The organism is Sphingomonas arabinosi (assembly GCF_036663715.1).
Taxonomy (GTDB): domain Bacteria; phylum Pseudomonadota; class Alphaproteobacteria; order Sphingomonadales; family Sphingomonadaceae; genus Sphingomonas.
Map to the genome: position 1 here is coordinate 283,342 of NZ_JAXOJN010000004.1, position 17,822 is coordinate 301,163.

The following is a 17,822-nucleotide window of genomic DNA, read 5'->3' on the forward strand; positions in this document are numbered from 1 at the left end:
GGTGAACGCAAGGACCCCCTCAGCCGTGCGTCCGCCCGAAATCCTGCACGTCGTCGTCCTGCCCCTGCTCGACGATACTCCGCCGGATCGCTCGCGTCCGCGTAAACAGGTCGAACAGCGCGTCGCCGTCACCCCAGCGGATCGCGCGCTGGAGATGGCTCAGATCCTCCGAGAAGCGTTGCAACATCTCCAGCACCGCCTCGCGGTTGTTGAGGAAGATGTCGCGCCACATGGTCGGGTCCGATGCCGCGATCCGGGTGAAGTCGCGGAAGCCGCCGGCGGAATATTTGATGACCTCGGACTGGGTCACCTCCTCGAGATCGCCCGCGGTGCCAACGATCGTATAGGCGATCAGATGCGGTAGATGGCTGGTGACGGCTAGCACGCGGTCGTGGTGCTCGGGCGCCATCGTCTCGACCTGCGCGCCGAGCCGCCGCCAGAATTCGGAGACGCGCTCGACCGCGACCGGGTCGGCACCGTCGGGGGGCGTGACGATGCACCAGCGGTGGCGGAACAGCGTCGCGAAGCCGGCCTCGGGCCCGCTGCGCTCGGTGCCCGCCACCGGGTGCGCGGGGATGACGATCGCGTTCGGCAGCGCCTCGGTCAGCGCACGGACGATCTCGGCCTTGCAGCTGCCGACGTCGCTGACGATCGCATCGGCGGGGAGTTCGGCCGCGAACTCGCGCGCGACATCGCCCATGATCCCTACGGGGACGCACAGGATCACGAGGTCCGCATCGATCACCGCTGCGCCGGCCGAGTCCGCGACGTCGTCGCAGAACTGCAGCCGGTCTGCCGTCTCGCGCACGCTGGCGTCGGCGTCGTAGCCGGTGACGCGGACCGTCGGCATCGTTTCCCGTACCGCGCGCGCCACCGACGAGCCGATCAGTCCCAGCCCGATGATCGTGACGCGCGCGAACGGCAGCATCAGGCGGATTCGACCAGGTTGCGCAGCGCCGCGGTGACGCCGCGCGTTTCCTCCTCGGTGCCGATCGTGATGCGCAGCGCGTTGGGCAGGCCCTGGCCGGGCAGCCAGCGGACGATGTACCCCGCCTCCATCAGCCCGTGATACGCGGCGTCGGCGGTCAGCTTGCCCTCGAACAGCACGAGCACGAAGTTCGCCTTGGAGGGTACGCAACGAAGCCCGGCATTGCCCATCTGCCCGATCTGCTCGACGAACCAGCCGCGCCACTGGTCGTTATGCGCGCGCGTAGCCTCGACGAAGCCGGTGTCGGCGATCGCGGCGACCGCGGCGGCCTGGCCCGCGGTGGTCACATTGAACGGTGCGCGGATGCGGTGCATCGCGTCGATGATCGGCGCGCAGGCATAGCCCCAGCCGATCCGCTCGGCAGCGAGACCGTGAATCTTCGAGAAGGTCCGCGTGACGAGCACGTTCGCCTCGGTCATCGCCAGCGCGAGGCCGGCATCGTCCTCCTCGGGCGACAGATATTCGGCATAGGCCTGGTCGAGCACGAGCAGTACCGACTTCGGCAGCCCCGCATGCAGCCGAGCGATTTCAGCGCGGGGCGTGAAGGTGCCAGTCGGGTTGTTCGGGTTGGCGACGAACACCACGCGAGTGCGCTCGGTCACCGCTGCGAGGATCGCGTCGACGTCGGTGGCGTAGTCGCGGTCGTCGACGATGACGGGTTCGGCACCGACGCGCCGCGTCGCGATCTCGTAGACCGCGAAGCCGTAGCGGACGTGGATGATCTCGTCGCCGGGGCCCGCATAGGCGCCCGCGACCAGATGCAGGATCTCGTCCGAGCCGGTGCCGTAGATCACGCGTGCCGGATCGAGGTCGTAATGCGCCGCGAGCGCCTCGCGCAGCGCGGTCGCGCCGGCGTCGGGGTAACGTTCCAGCGTCCGATCGGCGGCATCGAACGCGGCCTTCGCGGCGGGGCTGGTGCCGAGCGGGTTTTCGTTCGACGACAGCTTGATCACCGTGCGGCCATCGTCGGTCGTCGAGCGACCGGGCGTGTACGGCGCGATCCCCAGAATCCAGGGCTTCGGCGCGGGTGCGGGCATGATGTTTGTCATGGCCGCGGGACATAGCGGGCGCGGTGGCGCGGTGGCAAATATTTGTGCGTGGGGATGGCTAAAGGTCGGCATCGAGCGCCCTCTTTCCCCCCGTCATCCTGACGAAGGTCAGGACCCAGAGCCACGGAGGCTAGCGCGCGTTGCCCTGGGTCCTGACTTTCGTCAGGATGACGGTGTGGTTCGGATGATCCTCCTCTAGCAGGGGGGAGGATAGAGGATGCGGCGCTGGCATGACGGCGGGCGCTTATGGTAGCGCGCAGCATGCTCGACACGCCTGCCATCGACCCCAGCACCGACCAGCGCTTTGGCCTCGCGCGGCGCGTCACGTTGGCGGGGCCGCTCAGGCTCGATGGCGGCGTGCTGCTGTCGCCGGTCGACATCGCGTATGAGACCTATGGTACGCTCAACGCCGACGCCTCCAACGCGATCCTGATCTGCCACGCGCTGACCGGTGATCAGCATGTCGCGTCGAACCACCCTCGCACCGGCAAGCCCGGCTGGTGGACGCGCATGGTCGGCGAGGGCAAGCCGATCGACCCGGCGCGGCACTTCGTCGTCTGCGCGAACGTGCTCGGCAGTTGCATGGGCTCGTCGGGACCCGCGACAATCAACCCGGCGACCGGGCGGCCGTGGGCGATGGGATTCCCGGTCATCACGATCCGCGACATGGTGCGTGCGCAGGCGATGCTGCTCGATCATCTCGGCGTCGAGGTGCTCCACGCGGTGGTCGGCGGATCCATGGGGGGCATGCAGGCGCTCAGCTGGCCCGCGACCTTCCCCGACCGCGTGAAGGCGTGTGTCGTCATCGCCTCGACCGCGCGTCATACCGCGCAGAACATCGCCTTCCACGAGGTCGGACGGCAGGCGGTGATGGCCGATCCGAACTGGCGAGGTGGCGAGTATCATGACGACGCAGCCCCGACCGCCGGCCTCGCGGTCGCGCGGATGGCGGCGCATATCACGTATCTGTCCGAAGCCGGGCTGACCGAGAAGTTCGGTCGTCGCCTCCAGGCGCGCGACGCGAAGTCGTTCGGGTTCGACGCCGATTTCCAGGTCGAGAGCTATCTGCGCCACCAGGGGCTAGCCTTCACCGACCGGTTCGATGCGAACTCATACCTCTACATCACCCGGGCGATGGATTATTTCGATCTTGCCGAGGAGCATGGCGGGCTGCTCGCCAACGCGTTTCGCGCGACCAAATCGCGGTTCTGCCTCGTCAGCTTCGACACCGACTGGCTGTACCCGACCGCCGAATCCCGCGCGATCGTCCAGGCCTTGAACGCAGCCGGCGCACCGGTCAGCTTCGTCGAGCTGTCGAGCCCGTATGGCCACGATGCGTTCCTGCTCGAGGCGCCCGATCTCAACCGGGTCGTCGACGGCTTCCTGAGGGCAGGACGATGACGATCATCCTCTCGGACGACGCGAGCCGGTTGCAGGTCGACCGCATCCATGGCTGGCTCGCGAGCAGCTACTGGTCGCCGGGGATCGCGCGCACGCTGGTCGAACGCGCGATCGCAGGCTCGCACTGCCTCGGTGCGTATCGGGACGACGCGCAGGTCGGGTTCGCGCGGATGATCACCGATCACGCGACCTTCGCGTGGCTTGCCGACGTCTGGGTCGAGGAGTCCGCGCGCGGGCAGGGGCTCGGGCGCCGAATGGTAAGCTGGTTCCTCGAACATCCGTCGTTTGCCGGGTTGCGCAGGTTCGGCCTCGTCACCGCGGACGCGCACGGCGTCTATGCGGACCTCGGCTTCCATCCGCTGGTCCGCGCCGACCGCTATATGGAACGCCTCGCGCCGGGCTTGGCCGAGCAACTGCGGACTGCGCCATGACCTTACGGACCGACCTCGCCGTCATCGCCGAGAACGTCGCGCAGGGCAGCCGAGTGCTCGACATCGGCTGCGGCGACGGAGCGCTGATGGCCGCACTGCGCGACACCCGCAACGTGGACGCACGCGGGCTGGAGATCGACGCGCATAACGTGGCATCGGCGGTCGCGCGCGGCCTGTCGGTGATCCAGGGTGACGCGGACGTGGATCTCGCCGGCTATCCTGACGGCAGCTTCGACTACGCCATCCTCAGCCAGACCCTGCAGACCGCACGCGCACCCGACCTCGTGCTTGATCATCTGCTACGGATCGGCCGACGCGCCTTCGTCAGCTTCCCCAATTTCGCGCATTGGCGCGTGCGGCTGTCGCTCCTCTGGGGTGGTCGCATGCCGGTGACGCGGCAATTGCCCGAGAGCTGGTACGACACGCCCAACATCCACCACGTCACGATCGACGATTTCCGGGCTTTCGTAAAAACGCGAGGGATCACGGTCGAGGGCGCCTGGTTCCTGTCAGGGGACAAGCAGACGGGCAAAGGCGCCGCCAACCTGTTGGCCGAACACGCGGTATTTCTACTTCGGCCATGACCGCGCAGCGACAAATGTAACACTATGTCGCGCTATACTGATTGAGATCAGTAATAAAACGGAACCGATAGGCCGGCGGCTGGTTACTTCGCCGATGACCAAGACCGCCCTCATTGTCGAAGACGAAATCTTCGTCGCGCTCGATCTCGAGCGGATCCTGATGGATGCCGGCTACGGCGTTGCAGCGATCGCGGCGGATCGCGACAGCGCGATCGCGGCGGCACCGGGTTGCAACTTCGCGTTCGTCGACATTAATCTGCGCGACGGACCTACAGGACCGGAGATCGCCAGGCGGATGGCGAAGGATTACGGCGTCAAGGTCGTGTTCGTGACCGCAAATCCCGCGCAGATTGGCGATGCGGAGTGCCTCGGCTATATACGCAAGCCGTTCAGCGATGCGGCGATCCTCGCAGCCGCGGCTCTGGCGTGCAACGACGAGCAAACCGCGCACGACGACGTCATCCGCATCAGCGGCTGAACGCAGCCCTCGGAATGGTCAGGTCGACGATCAGGCCATCGTCGTTCCAGGTCCGGTTCACGCTACCACCCAACTGACGCACCGCGCTCATCTCGATCAGTTGCGTGCCGAAGCCGGCAGGTGTCGTCGGCTTGGTGACGGATGGGCCTCCCACTTCGCGCCAGTTCAATGTCACCGTATCGGTATTTGCCGAGACGGTGATCCTGACGGTGCCGAGTTCGGTCGCTAGCGCACCATATTTGGTCGCGTTGGTCGCGAGTTCGTGAAACATCAGCGCGAGCGGCGTCGCCGAGCGATCATCGATCGTCACATCGTCGCCCTCGACGCTGACGCGCGCGCCGTCGATCCGCTGATAGGGCTCGAACAATTCGTGCAGCAAGCCGCGCAGACTGTTCTGCGCCATCGACGGTCGCGAGTTCGCGCTGTGCGGGCGGACGAAATCATGCGCCCGGCCCAGTGCGTTGATACGGTGGCGTAGGTCGGTCGCGATCCCGGCGAACTCAGGCTTGCCCCGCGCGGAGAACGCGATGAGCCCGGCAATCACCGAGAAGATGTTCTTGATGCGGTGGCTCAGCTCCTGGCTGATCACCTCGCGCTCTTCGTATGCGAGCTTCTGTTCGTGGATGTCGGTGCACGTCCCGAACCAGCGCTGGATCGCACCGCTTTCGTCGCGCACCGGCAGCGCGCGGCCCAGTACCCAGCGGTACGTGCCGTCGAAATGCCGCAGCCGGTATTCGATATTGTACGGCTCGCCCGTGTCGAGCGAGTGACGCCACAGCGCCCAGGCACGATCCTGATCCTCGGGGTGGAACATGTCGTTCCAGCCCTCGCCGTCGGTCGTCCCCACGGGCGTGCCGGTAAATTCATACCAGCGGGCGTTGAAATAATCGTGGAAGCCGTCGGGCAGCGTCGACCACACCATCTGCGGCATGGTGTCCGCAAGCGTACGGAACCGCAGGTCGCTCGCCTCCAGCGTCCGCCGTGCCTCGGCCTCGGCCATCGCCTGCTCGCGTGCGGCGCGGCGATCGTCGAGCCGGCCCATGGCGGCCTTCGCGAGCAACGTCATGCCGTCACGCTGGAACCGGGTAAGCCCCTCGCGAGGATCGGGTGCCAGAACGCAAAGCGCGCCCAGCGGCACGCCTTCGCTGGAGACCAGCGGCGCGCCCGCGTAGAACCGCACATAGGGCGGGCCGGTTACCAGCGCATTATCGACGAAGCGCGGGTCCTCCAGCGCGTCGGGCACTTCCATCACCTCGTGATGGTGCATCGCGTGCGCGCAGAACGACATGCTGCGCGGCGTCTGCTCCAGATCGGTGCCGGTGCGCGACAGGAAACGCTGATACTCTTCCTCGACCAGGCTCAGCAACGCGACCGGCGCGCCGCAAAGCTCCGCCGCGAACGAAACGATGTCGTCCAACTGACCTTTCGCACGCGCGCCGGCGACGTCGTAGGACGCGATGACGCGGGAGCGCTCGGCCTCGTCGAACACACCGGTCTTTGGAACGGAATACAGCGTCGTCATGGAGATCAGAACGGCACGTCGTCGTCGAGATCGTCCGAGAAGCCGCCAGTCTGGCCGAAGCTGCCACCGCGTGCACCGCCGCCACTACCGCCACCCGAGGGTGCGCTGCCGCCGCGACCGCCGCCGCCGCCGTAACCGCCGCCGCCACCCGACGAACCACCGCCGAAGTCGTTGCCGCCGCCACCGCCGGCCCAGTCGTCGCCACCGCCGCGGCTACCACCGCCGCCACCTGCACCACCGCCTGCGCCGCCACCGTTTGGACCATCGAGCATCGTCAGCACGCTGTTGAAGCCCTGCAGCACGATCTCGGTCGAGTACTTGTCCTGGCCCTGCGCGTCCTGCCACTTCCGGGTCTGGAGCGCGCCCTCGATATAGACCTTCGAACCCTTGCGGAGATACTTCTCGGCGACGTTCGCCAGACCTTCGTTGAAGATCGCGACCGAATGCCATTCGGTCTTTTCCTTGCGCTCGCCCGAGTTCTTGTCCTTCCAGGACTCGGATGTCGCGATGCGCAGATTGACGACCTTGCCGCCGTTCTGGAACGCCTTGCTCTCCGGGTCGCGACCCAGATTGCCGACGATGATGACCTTGTTGACGCTGCCTGCCACGAACCCAGGACTCCACTAGTAAGGTTTGATTGCTCAGACGAGCATGAACGAATATACGGTAGCGGCGTAGGACCTGGGTGCGGATTACCCGGTGGAAGGGATGATCGCTTCTGGGGAGAAGGACCAGGACCTACGCCTTGAACGGATTTGGAGTCCGCTCAGTGCATCACCTACAAACCAGCGGCGACCGCCAGCCAGTATGTAATGCCAGCCATGATGTACGCGGCAGCGAACAAATAGCCAACCATGAACGCCGGCCATTTCCAGCCATTCGTCTCGCGACGGGTGACGGCGATGGTCGAAATGCACTGCGGCGCGAACACGAACCACATCAGGAAGGCGAGCGCGGTCGGCAGGCTCCAGCGGCCGCGCAGGTTCTCGACCATCGCCTTGCCGCCCTGGTTGCTGTCGGGATCGTCGATCGCATAGACCGTACCGATCGCCGCCACCGCGACTTCGCGTGCGGCCATCGCCGGGATCAGCGCGAGGACGATATCGCGGTTGAAGCCGATCGGTGCGAACACCGGCGCGATGCCGTTGGCGATCCGGCCTGCGACCGAATAATCGACCGGCGAGACCTTACTGCCCTCGGGCGGCTTGGGGAAGCTCAGCATCACCCACAGGATCACGGTCGAGATCAGGATGATGCCGCCGGCGCGCTTCAGGAAGATCTGCGCGCGGCTCCACAGGCCGATGCCGACGTCGCGCCACTGCGGCCACTGATATTTCGGCATCTCCATCATGAAGCCCGACGATACGCCCTTGGTCACCGTCCGGCGCAGCACCAGCGCGGCTACGAACGCGCCGACGATGCCCATCACGTACAGGCCGAGCATCACCAGCCCCTGCAACCCGACGAACGGCAGCACCTGCGTGTTTGGAATGAACGCGCCGATGATCAGCGTGTAGACCGGCAGGCGCGCGGAACACGTCATCAGCGGCGCGATCAGGATCGTCGTCAGCCGGTCCTTCTCGTCGTCGATCGTCCGCGTCGCCATGATGCCCGGAATCGCGCACGCGAAGCTCGACAGCAGCGGGATGAACGCGCGGCCCGACAGCCCGACGCTCGCCATCACCCGGTCCATCAGGAATGCCGCGCGCACCATGTAGCCGCTCGCCTCGAGGACGAGGATGAAGAGGAACAGGATCAGGATCTGCGGCAGGAAGACGATCACCGCGCCGACGCCCGCGATCACGCCGTCGACCAGCAGCGAGCGGAGCAGCGACTGGGGCAGCTCGGATGTCAGGAACGCCTGCAACGCGGTGAAGCCACCGTCGATCGCGTCCATGAACGGCTGAGCCCAGCTGAACACAGCCTGGAACATCAGGAACATGATCGCCAGCAGCAGGATCGGCCCTGCGACAGGGTGCAGCGCGACCGCGTCAAGCATGTGCGTCCAGCGGCGGACGGTCGTCTCGGACACAGTCGCGGCGGTAGCGATCGTGCGCGCGCGACGCTGGAGCGTGACGATGTCGTCCTGCACGCTGCCGTCCGATTTGCGCAGTCGCATGGGTCCATTGATGACGATGCCGGACAGCGCGGCCTTGAGTTCGTCGAGACCGCGTTTGCGTACCGCAACGGTCGGAATCACCGGCACGCCGAGTTCGCGCTCGAGCACTTTCGGATCGAGCTTCAGTCCGTCGCGCTCGGCGAGATCGACCATATTGAGCGCGACCACTACGGGCAGGCCGAGCGCGATCAGCTGGAGCGTAAAGCGCAGGTGGTTGTCGAGATTGGCGGCGTCGACGACGACGACCAGCGCATCCGGAAGGCGCTCGCCATCCTGCGTACCGGTGACGACATCGCGGGTGACGCGCTCGTCGGGGGAAGATGGCTCCAGGCTGTACGCGCCGGGCAAGTCGACCAGCTCAACCGGCCGCCCGTCGTCGAGCATCAGCCGCCCGACTTTCCGCTCGACCGTGACGCCGGGATAATTGCCGACCTTCTGGCGCGCACCCGTAAGCGCGTTGAACAGCGCGCTCTTGCCGGCATTGGGATTGCCGACCAGCGCAACCAGCGGTGCTACGTTCATTCTAAAGGATTATTCGGCCGCGGCAGGCATGGGAGAAACGTGGATGGCGCCGGCAACCGCGCGGCGCAGCGCCACGGTCATGCGGCCGATCCGGCAGGCGATCGGGCCCTGGCCCAGAGTCGCGCGGTGCAGAACCTCGACATCGACACCCTCATCGAAGCCCAGTTCGCGCAATCGCCGCGCTTCCGGCCCCGCGAGCCGCGCCCACTCGATTGCCGCAACAATAGCGTGCTGCTTGCGCGGCAGAGTTTCGAGGCTGACGGAACGATCGGGGCGAGTGTCCATGATGCGACTGATTATCAGTAACCCCCGGGTATGGGAAGCCCTAACCGACGTTGGTTACCACCACCTCACCGTCGCGTCATCCTGACGAAAGTCAGGACCCAGAGCCACTTAGCGCGCCTTTCGTGGCTCTGGTCCTGGGTCCAGCCCAGGATGACGGGATGGGTACCGCCCTCAAGCCGTCGGATAGCGCAGACGACCAACGAATCGCGACAGGCTGAAACCGTGCTCGGTCCGCTTGAGGAAACCGGCCTTGGCCTTCTCGAACTGCATGATCCCGTCGATCCGGCGCCGCAGGAACGCACGCGTGTCGGCGAGGCCTTCGCTTTCGTCGTCGAGAAACACCGTGATCGTCGACGCATACACGCCGAGCAGGATGGTCCGCTTGGTGTAGTAATTATAATCCGTCGCAACATCGCCCGCCGCGCGCCAGATCGTGTCGACCGTCCGCCAACCAAGCCGCGTCGCCTTCGCCAAATTCTGCGGGAGCGCGAGGATCGCCACCGCACGCCGCAGCGACTCGCGGTCGATCGACGTCGCATCGAGCCGCGCTTCGACCAAAGCAGTGATCTTGTCGCGGACCTTCATCAGCGCGAGCCGCTCGGGCGGAACCGCGGCGAGCATCACGTCGTCGATATGCGCGAACCACGCGTCGACCATGTCTACCGGGCCGTCCTTGAACGCCAATGCGGCGATGTCGGTATCGATCCCCCCGGCCTGCGCAGCCATGTCGCGTGCGGCGTCGCTCCACCCGTCGAACGCCGCGTTGGCAGCAATGCCGGGGGCGAGCTTTGCGCGGATTTCGTCGAGCGTAAGGTCCTGGGTCATACCGTCTCCTGCCGTTCAAAATCAGACGTATCAAGCGTGTCTTCAAGAGGTAATTCGGGGGGAGGGCCCTGCCTCACCAGCACCAGCGCAACCGCGACCATCACGACGCCGACCAGATCCGCCGCACCGAGCCGCTCGCCGTACACCAGCCAACCGACCATGCCCGCCACCACCGGCTGGATCAGCAATGCGATCCCGATCACCAGCGGTGTGAATCGGCCGAGCGCATAGATCATCAGCCCTTGGCCGAGCACCTGGCTGCACAAAGCGAGCCCGATCAGCGGCCCCCAGTGCGCCGGCAGCACTCGCTCTCCCATCGCCAGCGCGAACACAAGCAGCGGCACGATCCCCGCCAGCGTCGACAGGGTCAGCGCGGACAGCGGCGCCAACGTCGCCCGCGCGCGCGCCATCAGGATGAAATAGACCGTGTAGAGCAGCCCAGCGAGGATGCAGAGCAGGTCGCCCGCGAGGTTTTTCGCATCAAGCTCATAGGAACGCCCGAGCAATAACGCCGCACCGGCCGCCGCAAGCACCAGCGCCCAGCCCTGCGTCCGCGTCGGCCATGCCTTCGCGATCAGGAATCCGTAGATCGGGAACATCAGCGTCGCCGCATTGCCGAACAGCGTCGCGTTGGCGAGCGTGGTCCGGTGTATCCCGAGATGCCACGCGCCGAGGTCGGCGGCGAAACACACGCCGCCCGCGATCAGCCCGATCCACACGCCACGGCTCAGCCGGGTCGGCCGTGCGCCCTGCTGCACCGCGAGCGCGATCAGGAACGGCACCGCGAGCGTCAGTCGCCAGAATCCCGCGGCGACCGGCCCAACCTCGGTCGCGCGCACGAACCATGGGCCGAACGCGAGCGCGACGTTCGCGACGACCAGGGCCGCGAATGCGATCATGCCAGGGGCCGCCACGCTGCCCACGCCGGGCGCAAGCTCGGGTACCGTATCGGGCACGCTAGATAATGTTTGCGGGTCGGGGCGATGCATGCCGCGCTGTAGCGCCCTATCTTCCGCCCGTCAGGCCAATAAGGAGCCCCCATGCCGAGCCTTTTCGATTCCATTACCCTTGGCGCCGTCGACGCGCCGAACCGCATCATCATGGCGCCGCTCACGCGGGGGCGTGCCGACAGGGATGCCGTTCCGACCGACATGATGGTCGACTATTATACGCAGCGCGCGAGCGCCGGCCTGATCATCTCGGAGGCCACCGGCATCAGCCGCGAAGGCCTTGGCTGGCCGTTCGCACCGGGTCTGTGGACCGATGCGCAGGTCGCCGCCTGGAAGCCCGTCACCGACTCGGTGCACGCCGCTGGTGGCCGGATCGTCGCGCAGCTGTGGCACATGGGGCGCCAGGTCCATTCGTCGGTTATCGGCGGCCAGCCGGTCTCCTCGTCGGCGACCGCGACCGAAGGCCAGGCACACACGTTCGAGGGCAAGCAGGACTTCGAGGTCGCGCGTCCGCTCGAACTGAACGAGATTCCGCGCCTGTTGAACGACTATGAGCTGGCGACGAAGAATGCGCTGGCCGCCGGGTTCGACGGCGTGCAGATCCATGCCGCGAACGGCTATCTGATCGACCAGTTCCTGCGCGACAACGCGAACCTGCGCACCGACGAATATGGTGGCTCGATCGAAAATCGCGTTCGCCTGCTGCGCGAAGTCGCCGAGCGAGTGATCTCGGTCGCCGGTGCCGATCGCGTCAGCGTCCGCCTGTCGCCCAATGGCGATTCGCAGGGTGTCGACGACAGCAATCCCGAGCCGCTGTTCACGGCCGCTGCCAAGGCACTGTCCGATCTCGGCATCGCGTTCCTCGAACTGCGCGAGCCTGGCCCTGACGGCACGTTCGGCAAGACCGACGTACCGAAGCTCAGCCCGGCGATCCGCAAGGTCTTCAAGGGCGTGCTGGTCCTGAACTCGGATTACGACACGCTGGAGAAGGCGCAGGCCGAACTCGACAAGGGCGATGCCGACGCGATCAGCTTCGGCCGTCCGTTCATCGCCAACCCGGACCTGCCGGAGCGTCTGCGCGCTGGCGCACCGCTGGCGAAGGACGATGCGAAGACGTGGTACAGCCAGGGCCCCGAGGGTTACATCGACTACCCCGCGCTCGAGACTGCGAACGCCTGACGCGTGGCGATGCTCGATCCTCCCCCTTTGGGGGGGGGATCGTGAAGGTCAGCCTCTAGTCACCGGTGCCGCCATCGCCTAGCAGCGCGCCTCCGCGTCGAACGGCGCACCGGTGACGACAGGATGTGCAATGACCGACGGCTGGCCGAGCGGCGGCAGGGGAACGGGGCCGCTTACGCCAGGCACCGCCGACCGTGCCGCAAAGCGTGCGGAGGAGCGGGCCAACGGCCGCGAGCAACGCGCCAAGGAGCGGCTCGCCGCGTCCGAACAGCGATCCGAGTCGCGTGCTGCCCAGCGCGATCTCCAGTCCCAGGAACGCGAACGTGCCCGTGAAAGTCGTCGGATCGAAGAAGGCGGGCGGATCAAGGCACGGCTCGACGCGCCGCCGACCAACGATGTCGAAGCGCTCAAGATTTCCAAACGCCGCCGCTCTGGTGCGTTGGCGCGGAGTGGCGAGGAAACCAAGAAAGAGCGCGATACCCGCGGTTACACGACCATCGTCGATCCGAAGCGGATCCGGACGCTGGCGGATCGCGGTGCGTCGCTAGCGGCGCTGGCGGGCGCATTCGGCATCAGCGTCGAGGAGGTCGAGGCGGCGTTACTGGAAACGGCCAGCGAAAGCTGACGTAGCGTCGACATTCGGATGGTCGGGGCGTCGAAGCTTATCGTGTGCATGCCGCCGTCCGCTGAGCCGGTGTATCGGCGACACGCTGTCGGAGGCCTAATTGGTCCCCGGCAGGTCGACGTGAATTCGCCGGAAGCGTGCCTCGACCAGACTGTACGCGCCGAACAACGCCAGACCGATCCCGGTAAGCACGAGCAGCCACTTGCCGCCCGGTTGCGATTGCAGCTGCTCCAGAGCCTCCGCCACGCCGCCCGCGTCGCTCGCATGCGCGGTCCACGCCGCCAATCCGAATAGCCCGGCGACGATCAGGAACACCAGCGCCCGCGCTCCATAGCCGATCCGGCCCATCGTGCAGACATAGCCGGGGGCGGGGGCGCCGCCGCGAAGGTCATGAATGAAATCGCCGCGCCATGCCTTTTGCGCCTGCTGGAAGGCCGCGACCAACACGCCGATCGCAACTGCACCGACCAGAACGCGCCCGGCCGGCTGGTCGAGCAGCAACGCGGTCCAGTCGCGTGCGCTCTCGTCGCCGGGTGAGACGGCTGCGTCGCGAGAGCCCGTCTTCATGGCGAGCTTGGCAGCGGTCCAGGCGAGGATCAGATGCGCGATCCCGCTGACGACGTGCCCGATCCGCTTAAGGGTGCCCTTGACGTCGCTGCCGATCTGCTCTGGGTTGGCGGCAGCCTCGGTCAGCCGCCAGACCGCGTAGCCGAGCAGGCCGGTCGCCACGATCGCGAGCAGGGCCGGACCGAACGCCTGGTCCGCCATCGACCCGATCGCGCCCTGGTTGTCGGCGATCTTGCCACCGCGCAACGCCGCGTCGACGGCAAACCACCCGACCAGAATATAAACCACGCCGCGCGCAGCGAAGCCGAGTTTGGCGAGCAACGTCGCATTCGCATCCGAAATCATGATGGCCCCCTTGTTACGGGGGCATAACGGCGCTGAGGTCTGGACGTTCCTGCGGGAGCGGATGTTGCCGATGCCCAAGGTCTCGTCATCCCGGGCTCGACCCAGGATCCAGCGTCACGGAAGCCGCCCGCTTTCGGCTCTCGATCCTGGCGTTCGCTAGGATGACGAGGGGGCGTTATTCCGTTTTCCCGTTCGGCGGTCCGTTATCGAGATGCGCGCCATCGAGCGTCTTTTCGACTCGATCCCGCGCGTGCGTTTCCGCCGCTTTCTCCGCTGCGGTCCGGCCGAACAGCCGGCGGTTCTCGTCCGCACGCTGCTCGGCCGTCACTCTCGCCCGCTGCTTCCGCGCAAGCCGCAGGTTGATCACCTCACCCACGCGCGCAGCTCACGCGAGAAAGCGGTCCTTCAGCGCCAGCATCGCCAGCGCGGCGTTGGCCGCACCACCGCCCTTGTCGCCTTCGGTGGGCTTCGCGCGCGTAAGCGCCTGCGCTTCGTTTTCGGTGGTCAGGATGCCGTTGCCGATCGGCAAGCCGTCCATCGTCAGCTGCATGATCCCGCGCGCGCTCTCGCCCGCGACGATCTCGAAATGATAGGTCTCGCCGCGGATCACGACGCCGAGCGCGACATACGCGTCGAACGTCTCGCTCTCCGCCGCCAGCGCGATCGCGCCCGGAACTTCGAGCGCGCCAGGCACGGTGATCGTCTCGTGGGTGTGGCCGGCGGCTTCGATCGCCGCCTTGGCGCCCTCGACCAGCAGGTCGTTGAGGTGGTCGTAGAACCGGGCTTCGACGATGAGGAGATGCGCCATCAGTTGCTCTTTTCCGTATCCAGGGACGCGATCGGGCGTTCGCCGACGATCGACAGGCCGTAGCCGTCGAGGCCGACCAGCGTGTGATGCGTGTTGGTGATCAGCACCATGTCGTGGACGCCGAGTTCGGTCAGGATCATCGCGCCGACGCCGTAGTCGCGCAGTTCCTCCATGTCCGGCGTGATCTCCGCGCCCGCCTTCTTCATCACGGCGGACGTGAAGGTGTTGCTGCGCGGGCGGTTGATGACGACGATGACGCCAGCGCCCTCGTCCGCGATCATCTGCATCGAGCGCGCGAGGATCCGGCCGCGATCGCCCGATTCGCCGAAGATATCCGCGAACGGCGACAGCGCGTGCATGCGTACGAGCGTCGGCTTGGCTGGGTCGATCTTGCCCTTGACCAGTGCGACCTGCTCGGTGCCGGTCGCCTTGTTCCAGAACGTCAGCGCGGTCCAGTCGCCACCCCATTCGGAGGTGAACCTGGCCTCGGCGCGCTTCTCGACGAGGTGGTCGTAGCGGCGGCGATACGCGATCAGGTCGCGGATCGTGCCGATCTTGACGTTGTGGAACTGTGCAAAGGTGACGAGGTCATCCATCCGCGCCATCGTGCCATCCTCGTTCATGATCTCGCAGATCACGCCCGAGGGATTGAGCCCGGCGAGCCGCGCGACGTCGACCGCCGCCTCGGTATGACCGGCACGGATCAGCACGCCGCCGTCGCGCGCGACCAGCGGGAAGACGTGGCCGGGCGTGACGATGTCGGCCTTCTGCTTGGTCGCATCGATTGCCACCGCGATGGTGCGCGCGCGGTCCGCGGCCGAGATGCCGGTCGTGACGCCTTCCAGCGCCTCGATCGAGACGGTGAACGCGGTCTCGTGCCGAGTGCCGTTGTTGCGGCTCATCAGTTCAAGCCCGAGTTCCTCGGTGCGGTCGCGGGTCAGCGCGAGGCAAATCAGGCCACGGCCGTATTTGGCCATGAAGTTGATCTTCTCCGGCGTCGCCATCTGCGCGGGGATGACGAGGTCGCCCTCGTTCTCGCGATCCTCGTCGTCGACCAGGATGAACATCCGGCCGTTGCGCGCCTCGTCGATGATCTCTTCGGGGCTGGAGAGATAACCGTGCTTCAGACGGGCCAATTCGGACGAACGTTCAGCGGGCAGAGGCACGGTAATGCTCCATTCTTTGGAGGTAGCGGGCGAGGACGTCGATCTCGATATTGACCGACTGACCCATCTGGATCGTTCCGAGCGTGGTGACGGACCAGGTATGCGGGATGATGTTGAGGCCGAATTCGACCTCCCTTGGTCCATCAGGGCAATCGATGTCCTGGACGCTGTTCACGGTAAGCGAGACGCCGTCGACCGTCACCGAACCCTTGGGCGCGATGAACGGCGCGATGTCGGCGCCGGCGCGGATCGTGATGCGGTGCGAGCCGCCTTCCTCGCTCAGCGCGACGACGGTGCCGAGGCCGTCGACATGGCCCGTGACGATATGGCCACCGAGCTCGTCGCCGAGCTTCATCGCACGTTCCAGGTTGAACTTGCGACCCTCGGTCCACTGATCCTTCGCCGTGCGGCTGATCGTCTCGCCGGAGACATCGACCGCGAACCACCTAGGTCCCTTGTCGACCACGGTCAGGCAGACGCCCGAGCACGAGATCGACGCGCCGAGGTCGACGGTGGCGGTATCATAGGCGGTGCTGACGACGACGCGGGTATCGCCGGGCGATTCCACGGTCGTGACTGTGCCGATGTCGGTGACGATTCCGGTGAACATTATGCCTCGTTTCGTTCGCGCTCGTAGACCTCAAGCCGGTCGCTGCCAAGTTGCCGCGCATCGACGATCGCCCAGCGGCCATGCGCTTCGGTCAGGTCGGTGAGGCCGATGTCGCGGAGCGAATGCTTGCCGCCGCCGATCAGGATCGGCGCGCGGTAGAGAAGGAGCCGGTCGACCACATCGGCCGCAAGGGACGCCGACGCTACGGCCGCGCCGCCCTCGATGAGGATATGGTCGACGTTGGGGAGGGTCGCTATGTCTTGCAGGGTGGCGATGACGGTCCAGCCGGGCACATCTTGAACAGTCGAGGATAAGAGCACGCGCCTTGGTCCGCGTTCTTCCAGCCCCGGCAACCGCACGTCAAGTCGCGGTGCATCGGCGTCATACGTGCCGCGACCGACGAGGATCGCTTCGTGCCGACTCCGCTCGAGATGGGCGTGAGCGCGGGCCTGCGGACCGGTGATCCAGCGACTCGACCCATCAGGCATCGCGATGCAACCGTCGAGCGACGTCGCGAGCTTCAGCGTTACATGCGGACGGCCCAGCGCTTGCCGGGTGAGAAAACCGGCCATCGAACGTTTGGCTTCGTCCGCACGCACACCGCGCGTCACGGCGATACCAGCCATCTCAAGCCTGGCAAACCCTCGGCCAGCCGTTCGTATATCCGGATCTTCAAGGGCAACGACGACGCGTGAGACACCAGCCTCGATCAGCAGGTCGCTACACGCTGGCCCGCGTGGCGACTGGTGCGCGCATGGCTCAAGCGTAACATAGGCCGTGGCCCCCCGCGCTTTCGCACCGGCCTCCGCCAAGGCCATCGCCTCGGCATGTGGTCGTCCGCCCGCTTGCGTCCAGCCTCGCCCGACGACGCGGCCGTCGCGCACGATTACGCAGCCGACATTGGGATTGGGCGCAGTCCGTCCTCGGCTACGCTCGGCCAGCGCCAGCGCAGTGCCCATCCACCGAGCATCCGGCTGGGTCAGATTCCCATCGCCTTGAGCTTGTCGTCCAACCGCTTGAACGACGCACGTGTCTCGTCCTCGCGGGCCTTCTGCTCGGCGAGCGCCTTGGCCTTGATCGGCGCGTCGATCTTCTGCTGGGCGACGATCTCCGCGTCGGTCCGATCCGCAGGCCATTGCTCGACGTAGATGATTTTCGGCCGATACTCCTGCTCGACGTACGAATCCTTCATGAACGCGTAGATCAGGAAGCTGGTGACGCCGAGCGCCGCCACGAGAAAGATGAGCTCGTACGGCCGACGCTGGCTGAAGAAGAGCCGCAGGTCGCGATAGGCGACGATCGGGGAGAAACGACTGAAAAAGCCCATGATCGCCAAGATAGGGGGGCGAAGCCGGCTAGGCCAGCCCC

Annotated in this window: 21 protein-coding genes; 6 read left to right on the forward strand and 15 right to left on the reverse strand. The window is 66.3% G+C overall.

Translation table 11 applies throughout. The annotated features are described in order from the left end of the window. Nucleotides 1–19 precede the first annotated feature (19 nt). The gene (locus tag U1708_RS09680) at nucleotides 20–928 is read right to left on the reverse strand and encodes a prephenate/arogenate dehydrogenase family protein (RefSeq protein ID WP_332745069.1); all 909 of its coding nucleotides are present in this window, start codon (nucleotides 926–928) and stop codon (nucleotides 20–22) included. Beyond that, nucleotides 928–2,025 carry a histidinol-phosphate transaminase gene (gene hisC, locus U1708_RS09685; protein WP_443030031.1) on the reverse strand — a complete coding sequence of 366 codons (1,098 nt, stop codon included), beginning with the start codon at nucleotides 2,023–2,025 and terminating at the stop codon, nucleotides 928–930. Before hisC ends, U1708_RS09680 begins: the two co-directional genes overlap by 1 nt. 258 nt (nucleotides 2,026–2,283) lie before the next feature. Between hisC and metX the strand changes: the two genes are divergently transcribed. From metX to U1708_RS09705, 4 genes are all read left to right on the forward strand, one after another. After that, on the forward strand, nucleotides 2,284–3,438 hold the full coding sequence (gene metX, locus U1708_RS09690; RefSeq protein WP_332745072.1) for a homoserine O-acetyltransferase MetX: 1,155 nt from the start codon (nucleotides 2,284–2,286) through the stop codon (nucleotides 3,436–3,438). Then, nucleotides 3,435–3,869, forward strand: a complete 435-nt coding sequence (locus tag U1708_RS09695) for a GNAT family N-acetyltransferase (RefSeq protein WP_332745074.1) — start codon at nucleotides 3,435–3,437, stop codon at nucleotides 3,867–3,869. Before metX ends, U1708_RS09695 begins: the two co-directional genes overlap by 4 nt. Then, the gene (gene metW, locus U1708_RS09700) at nucleotides 3,866–4,453 is read left to right on the forward strand and encodes a methionine biosynthesis protein MetW (RefSeq protein ID WP_307088065.1); all 588 of its coding nucleotides are present in this window, start codon (nucleotides 3,866–3,868) and stop codon (nucleotides 4,451–4,453) included. Before U1708_RS09695 ends, metW begins: the two co-directional genes overlap by 4 nt. 94 nt (nucleotides 4,454–4,547) lie before the next feature. Next, nucleotides 4,548–4,931, forward strand: coding sequence for a response regulator (locus U1708_RS09705; RefSeq protein WP_307088067.1), 384 nt, complete (start codon nucleotides 4,548–4,550; stop codon nucleotides 4,929–4,931). Here U1708_RS09705 and U1708_RS09710 read toward each other — a convergent pair. The 6 genes from U1708_RS09710 to U1708_RS09735 form a co-directional block, all read right to left on the reverse strand. After that, entirely contained in the window at nucleotides 4,921–6,453 is a 1,533-nt protein-coding gene (locus U1708_RS09710; protein WP_332745075.1) for a sensor histidine kinase, read from the reverse strand. The two genes, U1708_RS09705 and U1708_RS09710, sit on opposite strands and share 11 nt — an antisense overlap. A gap of 5 nt (nucleotides 6,454–6,458) precedes the next feature. Then, complete coding sequence (gene ssb, locus U1708_RS09715) at nucleotides 6,459–7,061, reverse strand: single-stranded DNA-binding protein (RefSeq protein ID WP_332745076.1); 603 nt, start codon at nucleotides 7,059–7,061, stop codon at nucleotides 6,459–6,461. A gap of 170 nt (nucleotides 7,062–7,231) precedes the next feature. Next, entirely contained in the window at nucleotides 7,232–9,094 is a 1,863-nt protein-coding gene (gene feoB, locus U1708_RS09720) for a ferrous iron transporter B (RefSeq protein WP_332745077.1), read from the reverse strand. Nucleotides 9,095–9,103: 9 nt separating this feature from the next. Further along, nucleotides 9,104–9,379, reverse strand: coding sequence for a FeoA family protein (locus tag U1708_RS09725; protein ID WP_060526089.1), 276 nt, complete (start codon nucleotides 9,377–9,379; stop codon nucleotides 9,104–9,106). Nucleotides 9,380–9,550: 171 nt separating this feature from the next. Then, nucleotides 9,551–10,204, reverse strand: a complete 654-nt coding sequence (locus U1708_RS09730) for a COQ9 family protein (RefSeq protein ID WP_332745078.1) — start codon at nucleotides 10,202–10,204, stop codon at nucleotides 9,551–9,553. Further along, nucleotides 10,201–11,103 carry a DMT family transporter gene (locus U1708_RS09735; RefSeq protein WP_332745079.1) on the reverse strand — a complete coding sequence of 301 codons (903 nt, stop codon included), beginning with the start codon at nucleotides 11,101–11,103 and terminating at the stop codon, nucleotides 10,201–10,203. Before U1708_RS09735 ends, U1708_RS09730 begins: the two co-directional genes overlap by 4 nt. Before the next feature lie 141 nt (nucleotides 11,104–11,244). On the opposite strand from U1708_RS09735, the gene U1708_RS09740 reads away from it, so the two are divergent. Both U1708_RS09740 and U1708_RS09745 read left to right on the forward strand, forming a co-directional pair. After that, nucleotides 11,245–12,333, forward strand: a complete 1,089-nt coding sequence (locus U1708_RS09740; RefSeq protein ID WP_332745081.1) for an alkene reductase — start codon at nucleotides 11,245–11,247, stop codon at nucleotides 12,331–12,333. 130 nt (nucleotides 12,334–12,463) lie between these two features. Continuing rightward, entirely contained in the window at nucleotides 12,464–12,958 is a 495-nt protein-coding gene (locus tag U1708_RS09745) for a hypothetical protein (protein ID WP_332745083.1), read from the forward strand. Between the two features lie 96 nt (nucleotides 12,959–13,054). Here U1708_RS09745 and U1708_RS09750 read toward each other — a convergent pair whose 3' ends face one another. The 7 genes from U1708_RS09750 to U1708_RS09780 all read right to left on the reverse strand — a co-directional run bounded on the left by U1708_RS09750 (nucleotide 13,055) and on the right by U1708_RS09780 (nucleotide 17,781). Next, nucleotides 13,055–13,870 (reverse strand): DUF1206 domain-containing protein, encoded by an 816-nt coding sequence (locus U1708_RS09750; protein ID WP_332745085.1) that lies wholly within the window; start codon nucleotides 13,868–13,870, stop codon nucleotides 13,055–13,057. A 175-nt stretch (nucleotides 13,871–14,045) separates the two neighbouring features. Further along, nucleotides 14,046–14,246 (reverse strand): DUF4169 family protein, encoded by a 201-nt coding sequence (locus tag U1708_RS09755; RefSeq protein ID WP_332745086.1) that lies wholly within the window; start codon nucleotides 14,244–14,246, stop codon nucleotides 14,046–14,048. A 9-nt stretch (nucleotides 14,247–14,255) separates the two neighbouring features. Beyond that, complete coding sequence (gene ribH, locus U1708_RS09760; protein ID WP_056419110.1) at nucleotides 14,256–14,678, reverse strand: 6,7-dimethyl-8-ribityllumazine synthase; 423 nt, start codon at nucleotides 14,676–14,678, stop codon at nucleotides 14,256–14,258. Next, nucleotides 14,678–15,838, reverse strand: coding sequence for a 3,4-dihydroxy-2-butanone-4-phosphate synthase (gene ribB, locus U1708_RS09765; protein ID WP_332745175.1), 1,161 nt, complete (start codon nucleotides 15,836–15,838; stop codon nucleotides 14,678–14,680). The genes ribH and ribB overlap by 1 nt, the downstream gene beginning before the upstream one ends. Next, nucleotides 15,828–16,454 carry a riboflavin synthase gene (locus U1708_RS09770; RefSeq protein ID WP_332745089.1) on the reverse strand — a complete coding sequence of 209 codons (627 nt, stop codon included), beginning with the start codon at nucleotides 16,452–16,454 and terminating at the stop codon, nucleotides 15,828–15,830. The genes ribB and U1708_RS09770 overlap by 11 nt, the downstream gene beginning before the upstream one ends. Continuing rightward, complete coding sequence (ribD, locus tag U1708_RS09775) at nucleotides 16,454–17,413, reverse strand: bifunctional diaminohydroxyphosphoribosylaminopyrimidine deaminase/5-amino-6-(5-phosphoribosylamino)uracil reductase RibD (protein WP_332745091.1); 960 nt, start codon at nucleotides 17,411–17,413, stop codon at nucleotides 16,454–16,456. The genes U1708_RS09770 and ribD overlap by 1 nt, the downstream gene beginning before the upstream one ends. Before the next feature lie 20 nt (nucleotides 17,414–17,433). Next, on the reverse strand, nucleotides 17,434–17,781 hold the full coding sequence (locus U1708_RS09780) for a hypothetical protein (RefSeq protein ID WP_307088093.1): 348 nt from the start codon (nucleotides 17,779–17,781) through the stop codon (nucleotides 17,434–17,436). Nucleotides 17,782–17,822: the final 41 nt, after the last annotated feature.